The organism is Corynebacterium faecale (assembly GCF_030408735.1).
Taxonomy (GTDB): Bacteria; Actinomycetota; Actinomycetes; order Mycobacteriales; family Mycobacteriaceae; genus Corynebacterium; species Corynebacterium faecale.
Genome location: NZ_CP047205.1, coordinates 84164 through 103707, shown reverse-complemented (window position 1 = coordinate 103707; position 19544 = coordinate 84164). Strand labels below are relative to the sequence as shown.

20 protein-coding genes and 1 pseudogene are annotated in these 19544 nt (G+C 61.0%); 12 read left to right on the top strand and 9 right to left on the bottom strand.

The annotated features are described in order from the left end of the window. Positions 1-39: 39 nt before the first annotated feature. From CFAEC_RS14005 to CFAEC_RS13995, 3 genes are all read right to left on the bottom strand, one after another. Positions 40-366 carry a heavy-metal-associated domain-containing protein gene (locus CFAEC_RS14005; RefSeq protein WP_191734566.1) on the bottom strand — a complete coding sequence of 109 codons (327 nt, stop codon included), beginning with the start codon at positions 364-366 and terminating at the stop codon, positions 40-42. A gap of 89 nt (positions 367-455) precedes the next feature. After that, a complete protein-coding gene (locus tag CFAEC_RS14000; protein WP_290280082.1) occupies positions 456-1595 on the bottom strand; it encodes a sensor histidine kinase in 1140 nt (379 codons plus the stop codon). Next, entirely contained in the window at positions 1592-2314 is a 723-nt protein-coding gene (locus CFAEC_RS13995) for a response regulator transcription factor (RefSeq protein ID WP_290280081.1), read from the bottom strand. Before CFAEC_RS13995 ends, CFAEC_RS14000 begins: the two co-directional genes overlap by 4 nt. Positions 2315-2707: 393 nt before the next feature. Here CFAEC_RS13995 and CFAEC_RS13990 point away from each other — a divergent pair, with 393 nt between their 5' ends. The 6 genes from CFAEC_RS13990 (at position 2708) to ccsB (ending at position 9271) form a co-directional block, all read left to right on the top strand. Then, a complete protein-coding gene (locus CFAEC_RS13990; RefSeq protein ID WP_191734563.1) occupies positions 2708-3283 on the top strand; it encodes a CueP family metal-binding protein in 576 nt (191 codons plus the stop codon). Positions 3284-3341: 58 nt separating this feature from the next. Continuing rightward, complete coding sequence (locus tag CFAEC_RS13985; RefSeq protein WP_290280078.1) at positions 3342-4850, top strand: multicopper oxidase family protein; 1509 nt, start codon at positions 3342-3344, stop codon at positions 4848-4850. A 96-nt stretch (positions 4851-4946) separates the two neighbouring features. Then, positions 4947-5561 carry a TlpA family protein disulfide reductase gene (locus tag CFAEC_RS13980; protein ID WP_290280076.1) on the top strand — a complete coding sequence of 205 codons (615 nt, stop codon included), beginning with the start codon at positions 4947-4949 and terminating at the stop codon, positions 5559-5561. Further along, positions 5558-6373, top strand: a complete 816-nt coding sequence (locus tag CFAEC_RS13975; protein WP_191734560.1) for a cytochrome c biogenesis CcdA family protein — start codon at positions 5558-5560, stop codon at positions 6371-6373. Before CFAEC_RS13980 ends, CFAEC_RS13975 begins: the two co-directional genes overlap by 4 nt. Positions 6374-6471: 98 nt before the next feature. Further along, the gene (locus CFAEC_RS13970; protein WP_290280073.1) at positions 6472-8151 is read left to right on the top strand and encodes a cytochrome c biogenesis protein ResB; all 1680 of its coding nucleotides are present in this window, start codon (positions 6472-6474) and stop codon (positions 8149-8151) included. Positions 8152-8257: 106 nt separating this feature from the next. Beyond that, positions 8258-9271, top strand: a complete 1014-nt coding sequence (gene ccsB, locus CFAEC_RS13965) for a c-type cytochrome biogenesis protein CcsB (RefSeq protein WP_191734559.1) — start codon at positions 8258-8260, stop codon at positions 9269-9271. Between the two features lie 44 nt (positions 9272-9315). Here ccsB and CFAEC_RS13960 read toward each other — a convergent pair. The 3 genes and pseudogenes from CFAEC_RS13960 to CFAEC_RS13950 all read right to left on the bottom strand — a co-directional run. Further along, positions 9316-9536 (bottom strand): annotated as a pseudogene (locus CFAEC_RS13960) (ArsR/SmtB family transcription factor); the annotation flags it as partial. A 62-nt stretch (positions 9537-9598) separates the two neighbouring features. Next, positions 9599-10486 (bottom strand): IS5 family transposase, encoded by an 888-nt coding sequence (locus CFAEC_RS13955; RefSeq protein WP_290280213.1) that lies wholly within the window; start codon positions 10484-10486, stop codon positions 9599-9601. Positions 10487-10683: 197 nt separating this feature from the next. Next, entirely contained in the window at positions 10684-11430 is a 747-nt protein-coding gene (locus CFAEC_RS13950) for a M23 family metallopeptidase (RefSeq protein ID WP_290280070.1), read from the bottom strand. Between the two features lie 739 nt (positions 11431-12169). Between CFAEC_RS13950 and CFAEC_RS13945 the strand changes: the two genes are divergently transcribed. The 3 genes from CFAEC_RS13945 to CFAEC_RS13935 all read left to right on the top strand — a co-directional run bounded on the left by CFAEC_RS13945 (position 12170) and on the right by CFAEC_RS13935 (position 15362). Next, complete coding sequence (locus CFAEC_RS13945) at positions 12170-12379, top strand: heavy-metal-associated domain-containing protein (RefSeq protein ID WP_290280068.1); 210 nt, start codon at positions 12170-12172, stop codon at positions 12377-12379. Positions 12380-12573: 194 nt separating this feature from the next. Further along, on the top strand, positions 12574-14928 hold the full coding sequence (locus tag CFAEC_RS13940) for a heavy metal translocating P-type ATPase (protein WP_290280066.1): 2355 nt from the start codon (positions 12574-12576) through the stop codon (positions 14926-14928). Between the two features lie 89 nt (positions 14929-15017). Further along, positions 15018-15362 carry a metal-sensitive transcriptional regulator gene (locus tag CFAEC_RS13935; protein WP_259428641.1) on the top strand — a complete coding sequence of 115 codons (345 nt, stop codon included), beginning with the start codon at positions 15018-15020 and terminating at the stop codon, positions 15360-15362. A gap of 235 nt (positions 15363-15597) precedes the next feature. On the opposite strand, the gene CFAEC_RS13930 is transcribed toward CFAEC_RS13935, so the two are convergent. Next, positions 15598-15759, bottom strand: a complete 162-nt coding sequence (locus tag CFAEC_RS13930) for a hypothetical protein (protein WP_290280054.1) — start codon at positions 15757-15759, stop codon at positions 15598-15600. Between the two features lie 407 nt (positions 15760-16166). Here CFAEC_RS13930 and CFAEC_RS13925 point away from each other — a divergent pair, with 407 nt between their 5' ends. Then, on the top strand, positions 16167-17684 hold the full coding sequence (locus tag CFAEC_RS13925) for an IS1634 family transposase (RefSeq protein ID WP_290280056.1): 1518 nt from the start codon (positions 16167-16169) through the stop codon (positions 17682-17684). Positions 17685-17795: 111 nt separating this feature from the next. Further along, positions 17796-18056, top strand: a complete 261-nt coding sequence (locus tag CFAEC_RS13920; protein ID WP_290280064.1) for a hypothetical protein — start codon at positions 17796-17798, stop codon at positions 18054-18056. A gap of 39 nt (positions 18057-18095) precedes the next feature. Here the strand turns inward: CFAEC_RS13920 and CFAEC_RS13915 are convergent, their stop codons facing one another. Together CFAEC_RS13915 and CFAEC_RS13910 are read right to left on the bottom strand one after the other, a co-directional pair. Next, the gene (locus tag CFAEC_RS13915; protein WP_108720365.1) at positions 18096-18416 is read right to left on the bottom strand and encodes a DMT family transporter; all 321 of its coding nucleotides are present in this window, start codon (positions 18414-18416) and stop codon (positions 18096-18098) included. Next, positions 18416-18763: a DMT family transporter gene (locus CFAEC_RS13910; RefSeq protein WP_108720374.1), complete on the bottom strand. Its 348-nt coding sequence runs from the start codon at positions 18761-18763 to the stop codon at positions 18416-18418. Before CFAEC_RS13910 ends, CFAEC_RS13915 begins: the two co-directional genes overlap by 1 nt. Positions 18764-18910: 147 nt before the next feature. On the opposite strand from CFAEC_RS13910, the gene CFAEC_RS13905 reads away from it, so the two are divergent. Continuing rightward, positions 18911-19462 carry a TetR/AcrR family transcriptional regulator gene (locus tag CFAEC_RS13905; protein ID WP_070424264.1) on the top strand — a complete coding sequence of 184 codons (552 nt, stop codon included), beginning with the start codon at positions 18911-18913 and terminating at the stop codon, positions 19460-19462. The last annotated feature ends 82 nt before the right edge of the window (positions 19463-19544 follow it).

Sequence of the window (19544 nt, the reverse complement as noted above, 5' to 3'; positions counted from 1 at the left end):
GAAACTCCTGTCTTTCTCTGGGGGTGGTGGGTGGTCGGATCAGGAAGGGGCGAGGGCATAACCGGCTTGTTCAATGGCCTGCGTGACGGTTTTCCGGGATGCGGTTCCGGTCACGGTGATCGTGGAGACACCACCCTTGATCAGTTCTATATCAACTGAAGTGATCTGTGGCACCTCCCCGAGGGCAGAGGTGACAGTGTTGACACACCCGGTGCAGGACAAACCAGATACTCGATATCGGGTCATGGATTCAGTGGCCGCGTCACCGCTGGGGGCGGAAGCCTCAGCTGACTCGGCAGGGCCGCAGCACCCACAACCAGCGGGATCAGTCGATTGGGTGGAGGTCAATGGCAGCAGGGTGGTCATCTTCAAGCTCCTGATAAGAGTGGACTGGGGAGGTTCTCACCCACCACCATATACCCCCATGGGGTATATGGGCTAGGGGTTGAGAGTTTTCATGCCCCAGGTAAGACGGAATGGCCATGAGCAGAACCCCCTGATGGTGGAGAAAGTGGGAGACGGATGGTGAGTGTGGTCCCGGTACCAGGCCCGGCGGACGCAGCAGTCAGGGTGCCACCGTGGGTTTCGACTAATGCCTTGGAAATCGTGAGACCAATCCCAGAACCACCGTTGTCACGATTGCGGGCAGCGTCACCGCGGTAAAAGCGTTCGAAGATGTGCCCCAGCTGGTCGCTGGTCAACCCTTCCCCGTTGTCCGTCACATCAATCAGCACGGTTTCCGAACCTTGTCGACGGGCGCTGATCATGACCTGACCACCTGCGGGAGTGTGACGCAGTGCATTGGACAATAGATTGCCCATGACCTGGCCGAAACGTTGGCGGTCCACGAACACGAAAACGGGCGCTGTGACAGGAACCACCTGCAGGCTCACCCCTTTGAGCGCGTAGGCCTCCTGTGCCGCGATTGCGCTGGCATGGATAAGCTCACCCAGGGGTTGTTCGGCACGGTCTAATTCAATGCGGTCTTCCTGGGCGCGGGAGACATCATCGAGGTCCTCGATCAATCGGGTGAGGCGTTGCAGTTGTTCCCCCATCACCTGCTGCGTGGTGGCATTCCAGTCCACGATCTCATCTTGTAGACCATCGAGGTAAACGCTAAGGACGGATACGGGTGTGCTCATTTCGTGTGCAAGATCGGATAAGAGTTGGCGACGCACCTCTTCGGTATGTGCGAGCCGGTCAGCCATGGTGTTAAACGCCACGGCCAGGGTTGTCACCTCTGGGCCGGCATCATCGGTAGGGACTTTAACGTCATAATTTCCCCCCGCGACCGCAGTCGCAGCCCTGGTCAGACCACGCAGGGGTGCTCGGATCTTGTGGGCCAGCCAGAAGCTGGCCAACAGCGCAGACACGAAGGCAATCGGCACCGCCACGGCCAGGGTGATCAGCCCAGCATCCTGGTAGGCCTGCTCAACATGGCGCAGCTCATCCGCGCGATCAGCCATCAACAGGTGATCATGAAATAATGGTGGCCCTACCAGCGATGCTACGGCCACGGCTGACAGTAGGCTGATGACTACAACCACGGCCTGGGCGATCAGAAAGCGGAAGGTGAGATTTGTTCCGTTCGTCATGCCCGCCCCATGCGGTAGCCAACACCACGGACAGTGTCGATATAGCCCTGGCCTGCCTCGCCTATATCTAGCTTGCGCCGCAGATTACCGATATGGACATCAATGATGCGCTCATCTCCAATCCAGGAGGTATCCCAGACATCGATGATTAATTCCTGACGGGTCAGAACCTGACCAGGATGGGTGGCTAGGGCTACCAGGATCGCAAATTCCGTGCGGGTGAGAGGTACCGGGACATCGTTGACTCGAACCTCATGGGCGCTTAGGTCAACAACAAGATCCCCAAACACCCAGGTGGAGGTCATCCCGGTACCCATGGTGGCAACGCGAGGCCGACGCAGAACCGCACGGATCCGGGTAACCAGTTCCCGGATACTAAATGGTTTGGTGATGTAGTCATCTGCACCCGTGGTCAATCCGGCAATTTTGTCATCCTCGTTGTTCCGGGCAGTGAGCATGAGGATGTAGCAATCCGAGAATTCCCTGATTCGCCGGCAGACCTCCATTCCATCCAACTCCGGCAGGCCCAGATCCAGTACCACCACATCTGGTGCCCACGCCCGTGCCTGTTCAACCGCCTCCGGACCAGTATGAGCCTGGGTGACATCAAAGCCAGCCCGCACCAGATAACTCTCGATCATCTGAGCCAGGGGTTGCTCATCGTCGACGACCAACACCCTACCGACCGGGTCCTGGGGTGTTCTAGTGTGCTCACTCATAGCTCCCAGTATCTCCCCAACACCTGCCCGGAAGAGACCCGAAAACCCTGATCAGGGAAATCTTTGCCAAATCTTTAAATACCGATGTGTAAGTTGCCGACGACGGACTCCCTTACCCACGGTGGTCACAGGCACTGGGATAAGAGTAAAAGGTGCTCCCACCATAGGTTCACCCACCGCAGCGGCCACTTCCCGTGGATCCCACCCCAGTCAACATCAAGCTACACATGAGGAGGATGTGGTGACAACGACCACTTCTATGAACAGATATCCCTCCATTTTTACCGACTGAGCAGGGTTTTTAGTTTTTCACCGGGTAGAGATCCGTGTTAGAAATGCCAGGTATCACCGCCACAGAGGACGGTGTGGAGCACTTGCCTTTAGGAGATGGATGTGAAACGAGCTGCGATTATTCTCGCCGCCCTCAGCCTGGTGTTGGCCGGATGTACAACCACCGACTCTGACTCCGCAGTGGCTGACCAGACCAGGGATCAGGATCTTCTGGTTTCCCAAGGTCTGGCAGGCATGGACGCCAGAGACATCATTGACGAACTTGATCAACAGGCTCTCGCCGATCGCCCCACTGATCTCATCGCCTCGGTACGCACCGATCAACTCATCCTCTCGGATCAGTCCCAGGAAGTGGCCTTGGACCTGCCGGAGAATCTGACCTACGTATCCATAGCCCCCTACCTGAACCAGACGCATGACTGCTTCTATCACAGTCTGACCACCTGTCGGGGCGAACTGGGCAATGAGCAGATCAAGGTAAAGATCACAGATGAGGCCTCCGGAGAGGTTCTGGTGAACGAAGAGACCACCACCTTCGATAACGGGTTTGTCGGCTTCTGGCTCCCAGATAATGCCGAAGGACTCATTGAGATCAACCACGGGGGCCACACCGGAGCTGTTGACTTCAGTACCACCGACGACGGTGCCACCTGTGTCACGGACCTGCGTCTGACCTGATATTCAGTCTGGATGTTCCTTTTGTTTCTCTGAGCTTGGCAATAAGAAAGTTTGAATTATGACTAGTAACTTTTCCCGGCGACAGTTCTTGCTCGGCGGGCTTGTTCTCGCTGGCACAGGCGCGTTGGCCGCCTGCGGTGGCAACACTGGCACAGCCCCTGCCACCACTTCCCCATCCCGTGGCCCGTACCCAACACCAACGAACTTGGCGCAACCCTCAGTACACAAGAAATTAACAGCCCGACCCATGTCGATCGATATCGGTGGCATCGAGGCAAAAACCTGGGGGTACAACGCCGATACCGGTGAACCCGCCATCGAAACCACCGCAGGGGATGTCCTCCAGGTCGACATCACCAACGAACTTCCCGAATCCACCTCCATCCACTGGCATGGTATTGCCCTGCATCACGCGGCCGACGGTGTTCCCGGAATGACCCAATCCCCGATTGAACCGGGCGAGACGTTTAGTTATCTTTTTGAAACCCCACACGGGGGCACCTACTTCTACCATTCCCACAGTGGCCTGCAACTCGACCGTGGCCTGCATGCTCCGTTGATCGTCCGTGATCCGGAAGACGCAGACGACCAGGATGTCGAATGGACCATCGTGCTTGATGACTGGGTCGACGGTATCGACGGCAGCACCCCCGAGGACCAGCTGAGCATGCTGACGGGGATGAACATGGGTGACCATGGCGGGATGGATATGGGTGACCATGGCGGGATGGCTATGGGTGGTGAGGGGGGCATGATGGCCCACGGCACCCCTGACCCCGTTCTGGGCGGTGATGCCGGTGATGTTATGTATCCGCACTACCTCATCAACGGCCGGATCCCCCGGGCACACCGCACGTTCAACGCCCGACCGGGGGATAAAGCCCGCCTCCGGTTCATCAATGCAGGCGGTGACACCATCTTCAAAGTCGCCCTCGGTGGACACCGCATGACCGTCACCCATATCGACGGTTTCCCTGTCCGCCCCCGCGACATCGAATCGTTCTACCTCTCGATGGGCGAGCGCGTGGACGTGGAGGTGGTCCTGGGCGATGGTGTGTTCCCCCTGACTGCGCTAGCCGCCGGCAAGGATGACCGGGCCTTCGCCGTGGTCCGGACCTCCGGGGGCCAGGCCCCCGCACCAGAGACCACCTTCCCCGAGCTCAACGCTACCGGCACCTTCCTGACGTCCTTTGAACCCGCGGATCGTGCACTCATGCCGGAGGGCAAACCAGACCGAGAAGTCAGCATCGACCTGAGCGGACAGATGATGCCGTACGAATGGGGCATCCTCACCAACGGCCAGTCCTCCCCGGGCACCGTGCAGGAAGGCCAGCGCCTGCGGATGGTCATGCGCAACAGGACCATGATGCCCCACCCCATGCACATCCACGGCCACACGTGGTCTCTACCCGGCAGCGGTGGACTGCGCAAAGACACCGTCCTGCTCCGCCACGGAGAAACCGTGATCGCTGATCTGATCGCCAATAACCCCGGTGAGTGGGCATTTCACTGCCACAACGCCTACCACATGGAAACCGGAATGATCAGCTCGCTTCGCTACGAGTAGTCCTACACCACGGCCCTATTAGATGATGCACTGATTCTGCGGAATCGCCAGATCATCGGATTCTTTCCTCTTGTCCTGGAAAAGGAGACCTTGTCCATGTCGAAAATTCGCCCCCGCATTATCACCGCCATGCTTGCCCTGCTCACCACCCTGACGGTTACAGCATGTTCTTCCGGAGAAGGCGCACAAAATGCTGTCGCTCTCGGGGGCACCTTCCAGTTCCACTCCCCCGGTGGACAAACTGAGATTTTCTACGACGAAGAGCAACGCGCCCCCCTGCCGAACTTTTCCGGGCCATCATTGATGGAGGAAGGTGAAGAAATCAACCTGTCCGACTTTGACAGCGAGGTAGTAGTCCTCAACGCCTGGGGACAATGGTGTGCCCCTTGCCGCGCAGAAGTCGATGATCTCCAAATTGTCCAGGAAACTCTCGAACCACTCGGTGGCACCGTGCTGGGCATTAACGTCCGCGACTATAACCAAACCATCGCCCAGGACTTTATCCTCGATAATGGCGTGACCTACCCCTCGATCTATGACCCACCCTTCCGCACCGCTGCGTCTTTGGGTGGAATACCCACTTCTGTGGTCCCAACGACCATTATTCTGGACCGAGAGCACCGCCCGGCTGCGGTGTTCCTGCGTGAAGTCGATGCCGACGACATCCTCGACGTGGCATTGCCGTTAGCTGAACAGGCACCTCAATCATGACTATTGATGTGATGGCCCAGTTGTCCATCGGCCAGCAGTTCGCCGATGTTGCAGCCTCTGGTCCCCTGATGCTCGGGATCTTTGCTGCTGCAGCCGCCGGTCTTATTTCTTTTGCTTCCCCCTGTGTAGTGCCTCTGGTGCCTGGTTATATGTCCTATCTGGCAAGTGTGGTGGGCGGTGAGGTGGAATACGACTCCGAACACGGTGCCGTGGTGACCAAGAAACGTCAGTGGGCCGTGGCTGGCGCAGCCGGATTATTCATCCTTGGCTTCACAGTTGTTTTCGTGCTGGCCACCGTCACCGTATTCGGGGCAATCAGCCTACTCACACTCAATGCCGACACCCTCATGCGCATTGGTGGGGTGATCACCATACTCATGGGTTTGGCGTTTATGGGGATGGTTCCCGCCTTGCAACGCGACACCAGGATGGCTCCCAAGAAGTGGTCGACCTGGCTGGGCGCTCCGCTACTCGGAGGGGTCTTCGCATTGGGCTGGACCCCGTGTCTTGGCCCAACACTTGCTGCAATCATCTCTGTTTCCGCAGGCACCGAGGGAATGACCGCTGCCCGCGGGGTCATCCTCATCATCGGTTACTGCCTGGGATTGGGGCTGCCGTTTCTGCTGATGGCGTTTGGCTCTGCCAAGGCCATGCGCACCTTTGGTTGGTTAGGCAAGCACTCCCGGAAGATTCAGATTTTCGGCGGGGTGTTGATGGTCCTGGTCGGTGTCGCCCTCACTAGCGGTGCCTGGGCCTACTTCATCAACTGGGCTCGCCAGTGGACCGTGGAATACGGTGCCACCCTGATCTGACCCATGGAATCAGTGGCGGTCCAGACGATCCCACCACATCTGACATCTACATCAACCATCTCGGCTGGTCGGGCTGGAAACTCTGAAGAGGAACACTCATGATTACCCTGATACGCACCTTCTGGACGTATCTCAAGAAGGCTTGGCACTGGTTAACCAGCATGCGCACCGCGCTGGCACTGCTGTTTGTACTGGCTATCGCAGCGATTCCCGGCACCGTGTTACCCCAGCGCAGCCTCAACGCAGGAAATGTTGCCGACTATATTGCCAACAACGGCCAACTCGCTGAGATCTACGACCAACTTCAGCTCTTCGATGTTTTCGAATCCACCTGGTTCAATTCTATCTTCATGCTCTTGACGCTTTCTCTGATCGGCTGCATTCTGCCCCGATCCTGGGAACACTACAAAGCACTGAAAACCCCGCCAACCCGTGCACCAAAACGCCTGGAACGACTTCCATTCCACGCTACCGGCACCATCGACAAGCCCATGGACCAGGTCACTCGCGATGCACGCCAGCTACTCAAGCGGTGGAAAGTTGCTGACTACCAGCCGAACCAAGACCGGGCTGGGAAATTCTCCCTTTCAGCAGAGCGAGGATACGCCCGCGAACTGGCGAACCTGGTGTTTCATCTCAGTCTCGTTGGCATGCTGGCTACGATCGCAGCTGGAAAAATGATCTACTACGAGGGCATGGTCATCATCGTCACCGAATCCGGCAACTACGAGACCCCTCCGATCGACCAAAGCACCGAGTTCTGCAACACCTCCACCGCCAACTTCGATTCTTTCCGCGCCGGTCCAGTATTCGATGGAACCGGATTGAACACCTTCTGCTTTGATGCCCACGACTTCTCCGCCGATTATCTACGTAACGGCCAGGCGGAGATGTTTACCTCCAACATCTCCTACGCCGTGGGCGAGCACATCCTCCGGCCCAAGGAAGAATGGACCGATTATCAACTACAGGTCAACCACCCGCTGCGACTGGCAGGTGACCGCGTATATCTGATGGGCCACGGGTACGCACCAACATTCACCGTGACCTGGCCCAACGGCGAAACCCGCACCCAAACCATCCAATTTGGCCCCGAAGACCCAACCTTCTTTCTTTCCTCCGGAGCGATGCGCTTTGATCCACCGGCCGGGATGTACCCCGAGATTTATGAACGCCGCCAACAGCAGATTGCCATCCAAGGCCTCTTTGCCCCCACCGCAGCCTGGGGCGGGGACAACGGTGAATTACTGACATCAGCCTTCCCTGCCATGCGTGATCCCGCAGTAGCGATCGATATCTACCGTGGAGATGCTGGCTTGGATACCGGTCGGGCCCAGTCCATCTTTGAACTCGACCCCACACTGATTGCCAGCGGGCAGTTACAGAAAATCGAGCGGGTCAACCTTGAACAAGGCAGTGACGTGACCCTCGATGACGGCACCACCATCACGTTCGATGGTGCCAGTGAATTCGCCAACTTCCAGATCAGCTACGACCCCTTCCAACCGTGGGTCCTGGTGACCACAGCGACCATGCTCATCTCGTTGGTCAGCTCCCTGTTGATCAAGCGTCGTCGTATCTGGATACGTCTGTATCCCGGCCCCACAGACAACACCACCACCATGGAGATCGCCGGTCTGGCACGAACCGATAACGCCGGTGGTGGTCGGGAGTTCGACAAACTCCACCGCGCACTATTCAACCTGCCCGACCCCGATGATGTGGCGGAGCAAACCGAGGATGACTCCTGGTTTGCCCAGTCCGCGTCCAGAAACTGATCCTTCATCTATCCACCGAGAACGGCGCACCCTCTCATGACTTGAACCGACCTTGACTTTCCCGTAGATCCACATCCAATGTTCTGCAAAAGGAATCCACATCCCCATGCCGGTTAATCAAACCTTGTCCACATTCTCCGACACCGCCTTCCAGACAGCGTTCGTCATCTACCTACTAGCCTTGGTGCTCTCACTGATCTACTACGTGAAGCTTCAGGGAGTCATCGACGCCCACCGCGCACGGGAAAAAATGACAGCAAAAGCACTGGTCTCCTCCGCTGGAGACAACCAAGAGGTGGAGACAGCCAGCGGTGTGGACATCGAGGCCCTCAGCGAAGAAGAATTCACCAAGAAGAGGAACGCCACCGACAAGTTCGGTGGCATGACCCAGGGGCTGGTGTACCTCGGGGCTGTCGTTCACCTGGCATCGGTGATCCTTCGTGGACTGGCCACCGACCGTTTCCCACTGGGAAATATGTACGAGTACATCTCCATGATCTGTGTGCTGTCGGTGATATCCGCTTCGATTGTGATCCAGCGAAAGGAATGGCGCAGTTTTTGGCCGTGGTTGTTGTTGCCCATTCTGGTACTGCTCTTCTTCGGTGGCACTAACCTGTACTCGGTGTCCGCACCAGTGGTCCCGGCACTACAGTCCTACTGGCTTCCCATCCATGTCTCCACCGTCTCGCTCGGTGCGGCGATCGGTATAGTTTCCGGTATCGCTTCCCTGCTGTATCTCCTGCGGATCAAGCAGCCCCAGGGTGAAGAGCGCGGTTTCTTCGGTGCGGTGGCGAAACCCCTGCCCCATGCACAGAAGCTTGATGGGCTGGCGTATAAATCGGCCATCATCACTCTGCCGGTTCTCGGCCTGGGGATTGTTCTCGGGGCGATCTGGGCAGAAGCCGCGTGGGGTCGGTTCTGGGGTTGGGACCCAAAGGAAACAGCCTCCTTCATCTCCTGGATCCTGTATGCCGCTTATCTACATGCCCGGGCCACGGCAGGTTGGCGTGATCACAAGGCCGCGTGGATCAATATCCTGGCGCTGGCTGTGATGATCTTCAACCTGTTCTTCATCAACCTGGTGGTGTCTGGTCTGCATTCCTACGCTGGACTGAACTAACCCAAGGTTCCTCCCCCCTGCCGAGGATCACCCAGCGGACACTAGACGCTGCGCCCCTGCGGGGTGGAGACCACCAGTCCACATCCGCGCAAGCAAACCAACTGATTCGACATCACCTGCTTGAAGACATCCAACTGCCGTGCCAGCTCAAACGGTCGAGCCGGCTCGTGTCATCGAGCAAGCAAATTCCGGCCCGGGTGTCATCGGACAAGGCGTGGCCCATCCGGGACAAGGCGGAGATGTGCGGCAGGGTCACCGTAGTCATAACGATAGGAAGTACACGGTTGCCTGTACTAAACCTCGAAACACCCAGCGCATTAGGCCCTGTTACGAAAGTCGTTTGAGCCAGCGGTCAATGTTCGCGACCTGGACGACTGCCTGGAATCGGACGGCGAGCTTGTCGTAGCGGGTGGCCACCCCGCGATTGTGCTTGAGCGCGTTGAAGCAGCGTTCTACGACGTTGCGGGCCTTGTAGGCCTCTGCGTCGAAGGCCGGTGGCCGGCCACCGGCAGACCCTTTGGCCTGACGGTTCGCGACCTGGTCCTTTTTGACCGGGATTGTGGTCGTGATGCCCCGGCACCGCAGGTAGGACCGGTTTGCCTGTGAGGAGTAGGCCTTGTCCGCCAGCACCCGATCCGGCAGACTGCGGGGTCGACCGGGCCCGGGGCGGGCCACTCGGATTCGTTCCAGGACTTCGATCAGCTGCGGACTATCGCCGGACTGCCCGGCGGTAAGCGTGAACGACACCGTCTGTAGATGCTGGTCACAGGCCAGGTGGATCTTGGTGGAGAACCCGCCCCGGGACCGGCCGAGGGCATGGTTGTCCGGTTCACCGTCGAGGCGCTCGGAGGAATCTCGACGGGCCCCGGCGGCGTGGATGTGCGCCCGGCTTGTGGTCGAGTCGACGGAGATGTCCCATCCGAGTTTCCCCTGGCCATCGGCCCGGGTCTGGAGGGCGGCTTCGATCTGTGACCAGGTGCCTGATAGTTGCCAGTCACGAAACAGGGCATAGATTCGCCACCAGGGCCCGTAGCAGTCAGGCACATCCCGCCAAGGGATGCCAGACCGGATGCGGTGTCGGATGCCGTTGATCAGATCCCGCAGGCCGTAGCGTCGAGGCCGACCATACCGGGAAGAGGCTGGTAGCAGCGTTTCCAGGAAATCCCATTGGGTGTCGGTGAGGTCGTGACGGTTGGCAGCGTTTAGGGTGGGGATAAGGCCTCCGGTGTCTAGCAGTGATTGTTCGCACCTTCCTCGCTACACCGGAGGCCGCCCTATTTTCCACCCGACATCCCGACTCCCACCACTTTCGTAACAGGACCTAACCCACGATAAACGGGAGCATGTTCGACGCCTCAACCACAGACGCAGTCAGAGGGCCGGGGCCGGGTTTTCTCCCCGGTGGGGTGGGTTTAGAAGGTGATGCCGTGCTGAGCAAACCAGGGGGCGGGGTCGACGGCACCACTGCCGGACGGGTAGAGCTCAAAATGCAGGTGGGAACCGGTAGAAAATCCTCGGCTACCCATGCCGGCGATCTTCTGGCCGGCGGTGACCTGCTGACCCACGCTGACGTCAAGGGTTTCCATGTGGCCGTAGACGGCAATAGAGCCATCGTCGTGCTGGATGCGGATCCACTGGCCGAAACCGGAGGCCGGGCCGGAGTCGATGACGGTGCCTCCCATCGCTGCGAGAATGGGGGTACCCACGACATTGGCGATGTCAATGCCTTGGTGGAGGCTGCCCCAGCGCATACCGAAATCGGAAGTGAAGATACCCTCGGCCGGCTTCACCACGGAGGGAATACGGGCCACACGATCAGCCTCGGCACGTTCGGCGGCGTACTCCACCGCCTTGTCCAGCTGCTCGTCGACGTTGGTTACCGGCTTATACTCCGGGATCGTCAAGATCTGCGGTGCCACCTGTGCCGCATCAAAGGATAGGACAGTGTCATTGGCCACCAGCTCCACATCGACGGAGGCGACCTCCGACGATACCGGGGCTTCATCCTGGGCCTGCAGTGTGGCCGCGGTGGCCCCACCGATACCGGCCGAGGAGACCGCACTGGCGGCCGCGGCCACCAGCGCCACGCGCCCCTTGGTCTGCAAGGTGGTGATCTTGCGATGTTTCCCTCGGGGAGCCCGCTGAGCCGTCAGTCGCATTAAATCTTCTTCCGTCGTTTCCCTATGCGGGATTGTGATCATGGCGTTACCGTTCCGAGATGACTATAGCGACCCAATGGGAGATGCCCCACCCCGATGACTTCCCCATCCGCGCATTCCCCAGGCAAAACAAGCAGACCTGGACCCGCAGTGGGCACGAATACCCACTCTCCACGACACATACACGGACCTGGCGACTGAGCTTGCGTACCGGAAGGCAACCCCAAGCGACGTAAGGAAATGGCTGGTCACAGCCCACATAGGGCAGGCCTATTCCCAGGAAAGTGGGGGCCGGCATTGGAGCCACCCCTCCAGCAGCACAGCCGCGGGATGAAGGAGGGATTTTCTTCATGAAATCTTCATGGTTTCACCCCGTGATTCCCGCCGAGAGGCCCTTAGGGTCGAGGGCGCGGGTCGGCCGGTCCGCTGTCCGGATCGATGCAAAATAGGGAGCACAACATGACCTATCACGTACCACCATGCTGGACACCGCCCGAAAGACCTGAGCCAGAGCGGCAAGGACACCCTGACCGGAAGTAATTGCAACGTGGTTCGAGTGAGGTCGAGGCAGCACGGGAGGGTGACGCAGGGCCCCGATATCTCTTGCGCTTGCCATGACTGCCCACCCTCTTGATTTATACCCCCCATGGGTATAAATTGGAAGATAGTCGAAGGGGCATCCCAGCACTGACATCACTTCGCCCCCTCCGGCCCAACCCACCTTCGAAAGGACATTCACATGACAACCGTCACCAAGAACTACATGGTCACAGGCATGACCTGCGGCCACTGCAAATCTTCCGTCGAGGAAGAGGTCCGCGAGGTGGCAGGCGTAAACTCCGTGGAGGCGAACCCCGGCACCGGCCGCGTGGAGGTAACCGGAGAGAACTTCACTGACGAGGATATCGCCGCCGCCATCAAGGAGGCCGGCTACACCCTCAAGCCCTAGTTCCCACCCCCAGGGCCCGGCTGCTGCACTGCGTCACAGCGGGGCCGGGCCCGTTTTTATCTGCAGATTCGCGGACATTACCCACCCTTACATTATACCCCCAAGGGGTATATGGTTAGGGTTATGGAAGGCGGGGATTGTCGCCCGCACTGGACAACAATTACCCATACACTCTCCCGGAGGACTGATAAGTGATGACCCCGACTCAACCAGCGGTCGACCTGCTCCAGATCGATCTCGGCGTGACCGGAATGACGTGCACCTCGTGTTCGTCGCGGGTGGAACGCAAACTCAACAAGCTTGACGGTGTGGAGGCGACCGTCAACTTCGCCACCGAATCGGCCTCCGTGCGCTATGACCCGGCGAAAGTCGACCCTGACAACCTCATCGAGACCGTTAAGGCCACCGGTTACGGTGCCTTCACCATGTCAGGTGCCACGGACGATGGCGGCGACAGTACGGACGACGCCGCGACAGTGGCTTCAGGTTCCAGCGGTGCCCGGAGTCAGGTCGACACCGCCCGCGAGCATGAGGCCGCTGACCTGAAGAATCGCCTGATCATCTCCGCACTGCTCACGGTGCCAATCGTCCTGCTGAGCATGATTCCCGCATTGCAGTTCACCAACTGGCAGTGGGCTGTCCTTACCATGACCACCCCGGTGTTTTTCTGGGGCGGTGCCCCCTTCCACCGGGCCACCCTGGTTAACCTGCGCCACGGCGCGACCACCATGGACACGCTCATCACGCTCGGCACAGGGGCGGCCTACCTGTGGTCGTTGTGGGCCCTGTTCATCGGTAATGCCGGCCATCCTGGCATGACGATGGAGATTCACCTGCTGCCGACAAACTCCACCATGGACGAGATCTATCTGGAGACCGCGGCAGTGGTGATCTCCTTCCTGCTGCTGGGTCGCTGGTTTGAGACCAAGGCCAAGGGCCAGTCCTCCGCGGCGCTGCGCAAGCTACTCGACATGGGTGCCAAGGACGCCGCGGTCATCCGCGACGGCGCGGAGGTCCGCGTCCCGGTGGGCCAGCTCAAGATTGGTGATGTCTTCGTCGTCCGCCCGGGCGAGAAGATTGCCACCGACGGTCGTGTCACCGAGGGATCCTCGGCCGTGGATGAATCCATGCTCACCGGTGAGTCCGTGCCGGTGGAGGTCACCAAGGGTTCCAAGGTCACCGGTGCCACCCTCAACACTTCAGGGCGGTTGCTGGTGGAGGTCACCCGCACCGGTGCCGACACCACGCTGTCGCAGATGGCCAAGCTAGTCACCGACGCCCAGGCGAAGAAAGCCCCGGTGCAGCGCCTGGTCGACCGGATCTCTGCGGTCTTCGTGCCCGTGGTCATCGTCATCTCGATCCTCACGCTGTTGACCCACGTCTTCCTCCTCGATGCCGGACTGGCGACGGCTTTCACCGCCGCGGTCGCGGTGCTGATCATCGCCTGCCCGTGTGCCCTGGGTCTGGCCACCCCGACCGCCCTGCTGGTGGGTACGGGCCGTGGTGCCGAGCTGGGTCTGCTGATCAAGGGCCCCGAGGTGCTGGAGTCGACCAAGAAGGTGGACACCATTGTCATGGACAAGACCGGCACCGTGACCACCGGCGTCATGTCTGTCACGGGCGTCACCGTTGCCGACGGATTTGACCGTAACGATGTTCTGACCAAGGCCGCCGCCGTCGAGTTCGCCTCCGAACACCCCATCGCCCAAGCCATCGCCCGGGAAGGCGGACGCACCCAAACCCTGCCCGAGGTGACCGACTTCGCCAACGCCGCCGGCCGGGGAGTCACCGGCATGGTGGAAGGCCACAGTGTGACCGTCGGACGCCCCGCCGGTGGACTGACCGGCCCCCTGCAGGGTGCCTTCACTCACGCCCAAACCCTGGGTGGTACCCCGGTGGTCGTCCAGATCAACGGCCGCAACGCCGGGGTGATCACCGTGCGTGACACCGCCAAGCCGACCTCCGCCGCCGCGGTGGCCGGCCTGAAGAAGCTGGGCCTGACCCCGATGCTGCTCACCGGTGACAACGCCGGCGCCGCGAAGGCGGTAGCCGCCGAGGTCGGCATCGACCCGGCCCACGTCATCGCCGAGGTCATGCCGGAGGACAAGGTCCGAGTCATCGAGAGGCTGCAGAAGCAGGGCAAGAATGTCGCCATGGTCGGCGACGGCATCAACGACGCCGCCGCACTCGCCCAGGCTGACCTGGGCCTGGCCATGGGGGCAGGCACAGATGTAGCCATCGAGGCCTCTGACATCACCCTGATGAACAGCGACCTGCGCTCCGCGGTCGACGCGATCCGGCTGTCACGCCGCACACTCGGCACCATCAAAGGCAACCTGTTCTGGGCCTTCGCCTACAACGTTGCCCTCATTCCGGTGGCCGCCATCGGCCTGCTCAACCCCATCCTCGCCGGTATCGCGATGGCATTTTCCTCCGTGTTCGTCGTGTCCAACTCCCTGCGACTGCGTGGTTTCACGTCCAGTCACGGTGCGACAGCCCCCGCACCAAACACGACTGAGGCCAGCCCCCGACAGCCGATCAATGCCTAATCCACCTTCCCTCACGCCTGCCATCCTGATCGAACTTCTCACCAACCCCACGACTTACCAGCCGGCCCCTTTTTAGCAAGGAGACCCCCATGAATACCCTCACCCCTGATCAGACCGTCCCTAGTGACGAAACGGCAGGCACCTGCCACACCACCCACGGCTACATCAACGATAAGGACCGCTACCTTGCCCGCCTCAAGCGCATCGAGGGCCAGGTCCGGGGCATACACCGCATGGTCGACGAGGAGCAGTACTGCATCGATATCCTCACCCAGGTCTCCGCGGTCAACTCCGCCCTGCGCAATGTCGCCCTGGGCCTGCTCGATGACCACATGAGGCACTGCGTGCGCGATGCCGCCCAGTCGGGAGGCGAGGCTGCAGACGCGAAATTTCAGGAAGTCACCGATGCCATCGCCCGCTTCGCCCGCTCCTAACCGAACGAACAAACTAGCTCACGAACCCCCGCATATCAGGGTGGCCCGCAGATCCGTGGATTCAGCGGAGAAGGTGGCGCGTCCCCGGTGACCGTCGCAACAGTTTTCGCCGCGAGACGGCAGAACACGCACGGCTGCGTGGGGCGCGAGGCGAACCCGGACCTTGACGGCCTGGGCACGGCGCATTCAGCGAACAGATCTTCGCCCCTGAGAAAGGAGTGGGATCTAGGGACAGTCAAGGCGCGTCACTGCCCGCCAGGGGTTCGACGTGGATGAAGGTCTCTGTCCCGGGGAGATCGGCCGCCGCCGCGACAATACCCCTGTCATTGGCTGCGGTCACCGGTGGGAACGCTCCCGACTCGTCCGCGATGCTGTACGCCAAGGGTGGGACGAGCACGCCTACCGGATGGTGAGGCAGATGCTCACCGTCAACGAGGATCAACTCGCACTAGGGCAGAAACCGAAGAGGGCAGCACCCAGGTCCCCGACCACACGGTCAGGGGACCTGGGTACTTATATTGCGGTGTTCTCTTGCCTTGTGAGGGGCAGCTCGATGCCGGTTTGGTGGGTGTCGAGCACATCGGCATCACCCTGCGGTGACCGGCTCACCCCGACTTGCCTCCGGGCTCAGGAGGCGTCGACAAGCAGATAAGCACTTAGGGGTGCTCCGTCACCGCCCGACTTGGCTCAAAGTGCTGTGACCATCACCATATTGACACCTAGACCAGTAGGTTCAGGCGTGCGATCCCTGACTTCTGTGCACTAAGGGGGTGAAGCCCGGGGTCGCCGATACGATTGAACTTTGTGAGCCCCTACATCCGGACCGTCACCACCGCCTCCGGTGCCACCGCGGTACAGGTCGTGTACTCGCAACACCGCGGATCGAAAAAGCTCGAACACATCGGCTCGGCACATACCGACGATGAACTGGCGATGCTCAAAGCCCAGGCCCAACGCCTCCTCGACGGCGATCAGATGACACTTGATCTGGGTGTCGACACCACCGCGGCGGCGACCGGCACCCAGGAGGCCCCAGTCCCGGTGACCGCTGAACGCGCCGGTTACCTCATCGATGCGATCACCACCGCCTACCAAGTCTTGGGTTTCGACCAGGCCACCAACAACGACCAGGTCTTCGTCGACCTGGTCACCGCGAGGATCGTGCAACCGGGATCGAAACTGGACTCGGTGGAAACACTGGCCGACATCGGCGTGGCCAGCGCCAGCTACGCCACGATCAAACGACGACTACCCCGCTATGCCACCACCGATTTCCGGGATCAGATCACCCGGGCGTGTGCCACCCATGCCGGGATCGGCCCCGGGGTGCTGGTCCTCTACGACGTGACGACCCTGTACTTCGAAACCGACGAAGCCGACGAATTCCGCAAACCCGGGTTTTCCAAGGAGCGACGCCTGGAACCACAGATCACCGTCGGCCTGCTGTCGGATCAGTCAGGATTTCCGCTCGCGGTCGGGGCGTTCGAGGGAAACATGGCCGAAACCCGCACGATGCTGCCGATGATCCGGCGCTTCCAGGACTCCTTCGACGCCGACGACATCACTGTCGTGGCGGACGCCGGCATGTTTTCCGCTGGCAACAAGAAGGCCATCGTCGACGCCGGGTTGCACTACATCATCGGCACGAAGTTTCGTCAGCTGCCGGCCCCGATCGCGCAGTGGCGCAAGGAGCATCCGGGCCAGGACTACACCCACGGCCAGATCTGGCAGTCCGGCAGCCGTGCCGACCAGGGAGCCTCAGACGGTGTGGTCGGGGAGGTGACCTACTACCAGTACTCCTGGGATAGGGCACGGCGCACCCTCAAAGGCATTGACGAGCAGGTGGCCAAGGCTGAGAAGGCGGTGGCCGGCAAGATCGCGGTCAAGCGTAATCGCTTCGTGGATCTGAAGTCACCGAACAAGCAGGTCAACTGGGCGTTGGTGAACAAGAACAGGGCCCTGGCCGGGATCAAGGGCTACGAAACCTCCCGAATCGACTTGGGGCCCGAGGAGGTGATCGGGGCGTATCGGCAGCTGCTCAAGATTGAGAAGACGTTCCGGATGTCGAAGTCAGATCTCAAAGCGCGGCCGATTTATCACCACAAGCGTGAATCGATTGACGCGCATCTGGCGGTGGTGATGGCCGCGATGGCTGTGGGCCACCTGCTGGAACAGCGGTCAGGGTTGTCTCTCAAGCGTCTGGTTCGTACGTTGCGCAAGTATCGGACCTTCGAGCTTCAGGTCGCCGGCCAAACCGTGCATGCTGCGTCACCGCTGCCGGTTCCGGTCCAGGAGCTCATCGACCGGATCCAGTCAGGGTGACGACGGCACTAAATTGAGCCAAGTCGGGTCACACGTGAGAACACGCCGGAGGCGTACGTCTCGACGCACGTCGACGGCGAGGCCGCCGGCTACGGATCAGCCGTCGTGCACGTGCGCGTCGACGAGGCCGACGCGCAGCTCGAAGACGAGTTCCCCGACGGCGAGCTGCACTACCGAATCCCGCTCGACCGCGCCGAGGTCGTCGAGGCATTCACGCTCACCCAGGAGGGCGAGCGCTCCCCTCTCGCCGGCGCCGTGACGAACGTAAGGGCAGCGTCATTCCCAAGCGCCCCGCAGGCCCGCGCCGTCACGGTCACCGCAGTACGAGCGAACGGACCTACCGCCGACCGGCCCGGCCAACTCGAACGCTGACCGCACGCCGGCAGCGGCCCGCGGTGTGTCGGCCACGGCTCAGTGCGCGGCGCCGAGTTCGACGAGGAGGACGCCGCCGACGACAAGGGCGATGCCGGCGGCCATGATCCACGAAAACGGCTCGTCGAAGAGGAGCTTGGAGAGGATGGCGGTGAGGGCGACGCCGCAGGCGGCCCAGATGCCGTAGCCGACGCCGAGGGCCATCCCCGCGTCGAGGGCGAGTGCCAGCATGGTGAACGCGACGATGTAGCCGGCGATGACCGCGACGAACCAGAGCTTGCGGCCGTGGGTGGCCATGCGCAGGGAGAGGGTCGCGGCGACCTCGAAGCCGATCGCGCCGGCGAGGAACAGCCAGGCCATCAGCTCGCCGCCTGCCTCTGGCGGGCGGCGCGTTGGGAGCCGAGTTCGATAGTCAGCACGCCGAGGATGATGAGCACGATCCCGCCGACCATGATCGGGGTGAGCGGTTCACCGTAGATCAGGGTGGACAGGATCGCGGTGAGGGCGACGCCGGAGGCTCCCCAGATGCCGTAGGCGACGCCGAGCGGCACGCGCTCGCGCAGGACGAGCGCGAGGAACATGAACGCGCAGAAGAAACCGGCGACCACGAGCGCATACCAGCCCGGATGACCGAGCGCGGCTTTGAGGGAGAGCGACCCGGTGACCTCACTGAGGATCGCGCAGGCGAGGAGTATCCACTTCTTCATCATTCGACTTTCGAGAGGAGCTGGGTGGGGCCGCGACCCCTTACCGGAACTCAGACGATTCAAGCAACCTACCAAATGGTATAGTAACTCGGGCGAGGCTCGCCAGCCAAGCTCGGTGCCGGGCGATTCGAGGACGGGAGGTGCGCGGTGACGCGACCTAGCAAGCGCACCAACATCCTTGACGCCGCGCTGCGCGTCGCGGAGCGTGACGGGGTGACCGGGATCACCCTGGATGCTGTCGCGCAGGAGGCCGGGCTGACCAAGGCCGGGCTCATGTATTACTTCCCGAGCCGGGAGGCCCTGCTGTGGGGCATCCAAGAGCACTTGATCGTGTTCTGGGAGGGAGCGATGGAGGCAGCCGCCGGCAAGACGGCCGCGGAGGCGACGCCGGAGGAACGGTTGGCCGCGTACGCGCGGGTGGCGACCGAGTCGGCCGGTAGCGCCGAGCTGGCCCTGATTCTCGAGTTCTCCAAGCACGCCGGCCTCGCCGCGCAGTGGGATGGCGTCGTGGCGCGGTGGACGCCCACCGCAGAGGAGGCAGCGACCGACCCGCGTGCGTTCGCGATGTTCATCGCCCGGCTCGCCGCGGACGGGCTGTGGAGCTTCGAGTCGATGTACGACACCCGCCTGAACCCCCAGTTCCGGAGCGCCGTGGCCGAGGCCATCGCCGCCATGATCCCCGCGACCACCTCGCCCTGACCGATAACGATCGTTTCCGGTGCGGATGCCGGCGACGTCGACCAGAGCGCCGACACGCCGAGCATCGGTCAACCGAAACTCA

Coding starts and splice junctions, on each gene's coding strand:
- CFAEC_RS14005 (WP_191734566.1), bottom strand. CDS start 366: ATGACCACCCTGCTGCCATTGACCTCCACCCAATCGACTGATCCCGCT.
- CFAEC_RS14000 (WP_290280082.1), bottom strand. CDS start 1,595: ATGACGAACGGAACAAATCTCACCTTCCGCTTTCTGATCGCCCAGGCC.
- CFAEC_RS13995 (WP_290280081.1), bottom strand. CDS start 2,314: ATGAGTGAGCACACTAGAACACCCCAGGACCCGGTCGGTAGGGTGTTG.
- CFAEC_RS13985 (WP_290280078.1), top strand. CDS start 3,342: ATGACTAGTAACTTTTCCCGGCGACAGTTCTTGCTCGGCGGGCTTGTT.
- CFAEC_RS13980 (WP_290280076.1), top strand. CDS start 4,947: ATGTCGAAAATTCGCCCCCGCATTATCACCGCCATGCTTGCCCTGCTC.
- CFAEC_RS13975 (WP_191734560.1), top strand. CDS start 5,558: ATGACTATTGATGTGATGGCCCAGTTGTCCATCGGCCAGCAGTTCGCC.
- CFAEC_RS13970 (WP_290280073.1), top strand. CDS start 6,472: ATGATTACCCTGATACGCACCTTCTGGACGTATCTCAAGAAGGCTTGG.
- ccsB (WP_191734559.1), top strand. CDS start 8,258: ATGCCGGTTAATCAAACCTTGTCCACATTCTCCGACACCGCCTTCCAG.
- CFAEC_RS13950 (WP_290280070.1), bottom strand. CDS start 11,430: ATGCGACTGACGGCTCAGCGGGCTCCCCGAGGGAAACATCGCAAGATC.
- CFAEC_RS13945 (WP_290280068.1), top strand. CDS start 12,170: ATGACAACCGTCACCAAGAACTACATGGTCACAGGCATGACCTGCGGC.
- CFAEC_RS13940 (WP_290280066.1), top strand. CDS start 12,574: ATGACCCCGACTCAACCAGCGGTCGACCTGCTCCAGATCGATCTCGGC.
- CFAEC_RS13935 (WP_259428641.1), top strand. CDS start 15,018: ATGAATACCCTCACCCCTGATCAGACCGTCCCTAGTGACGAAACGGCA.
- CFAEC_RS13915 (WP_108720365.1), bottom strand. CDS start 18,416: ATGGCCTGGCTGTTCCTCGCCGGCGCGATCGGCTTCGAGGTCGCCGCG.
- CFAEC_RS13910 (WP_108720374.1), bottom strand. CDS start 18,763: ATGAAGAAGTGGATACTCCTCGCCTGCGCGATCCTCAGTGAGGTCACC.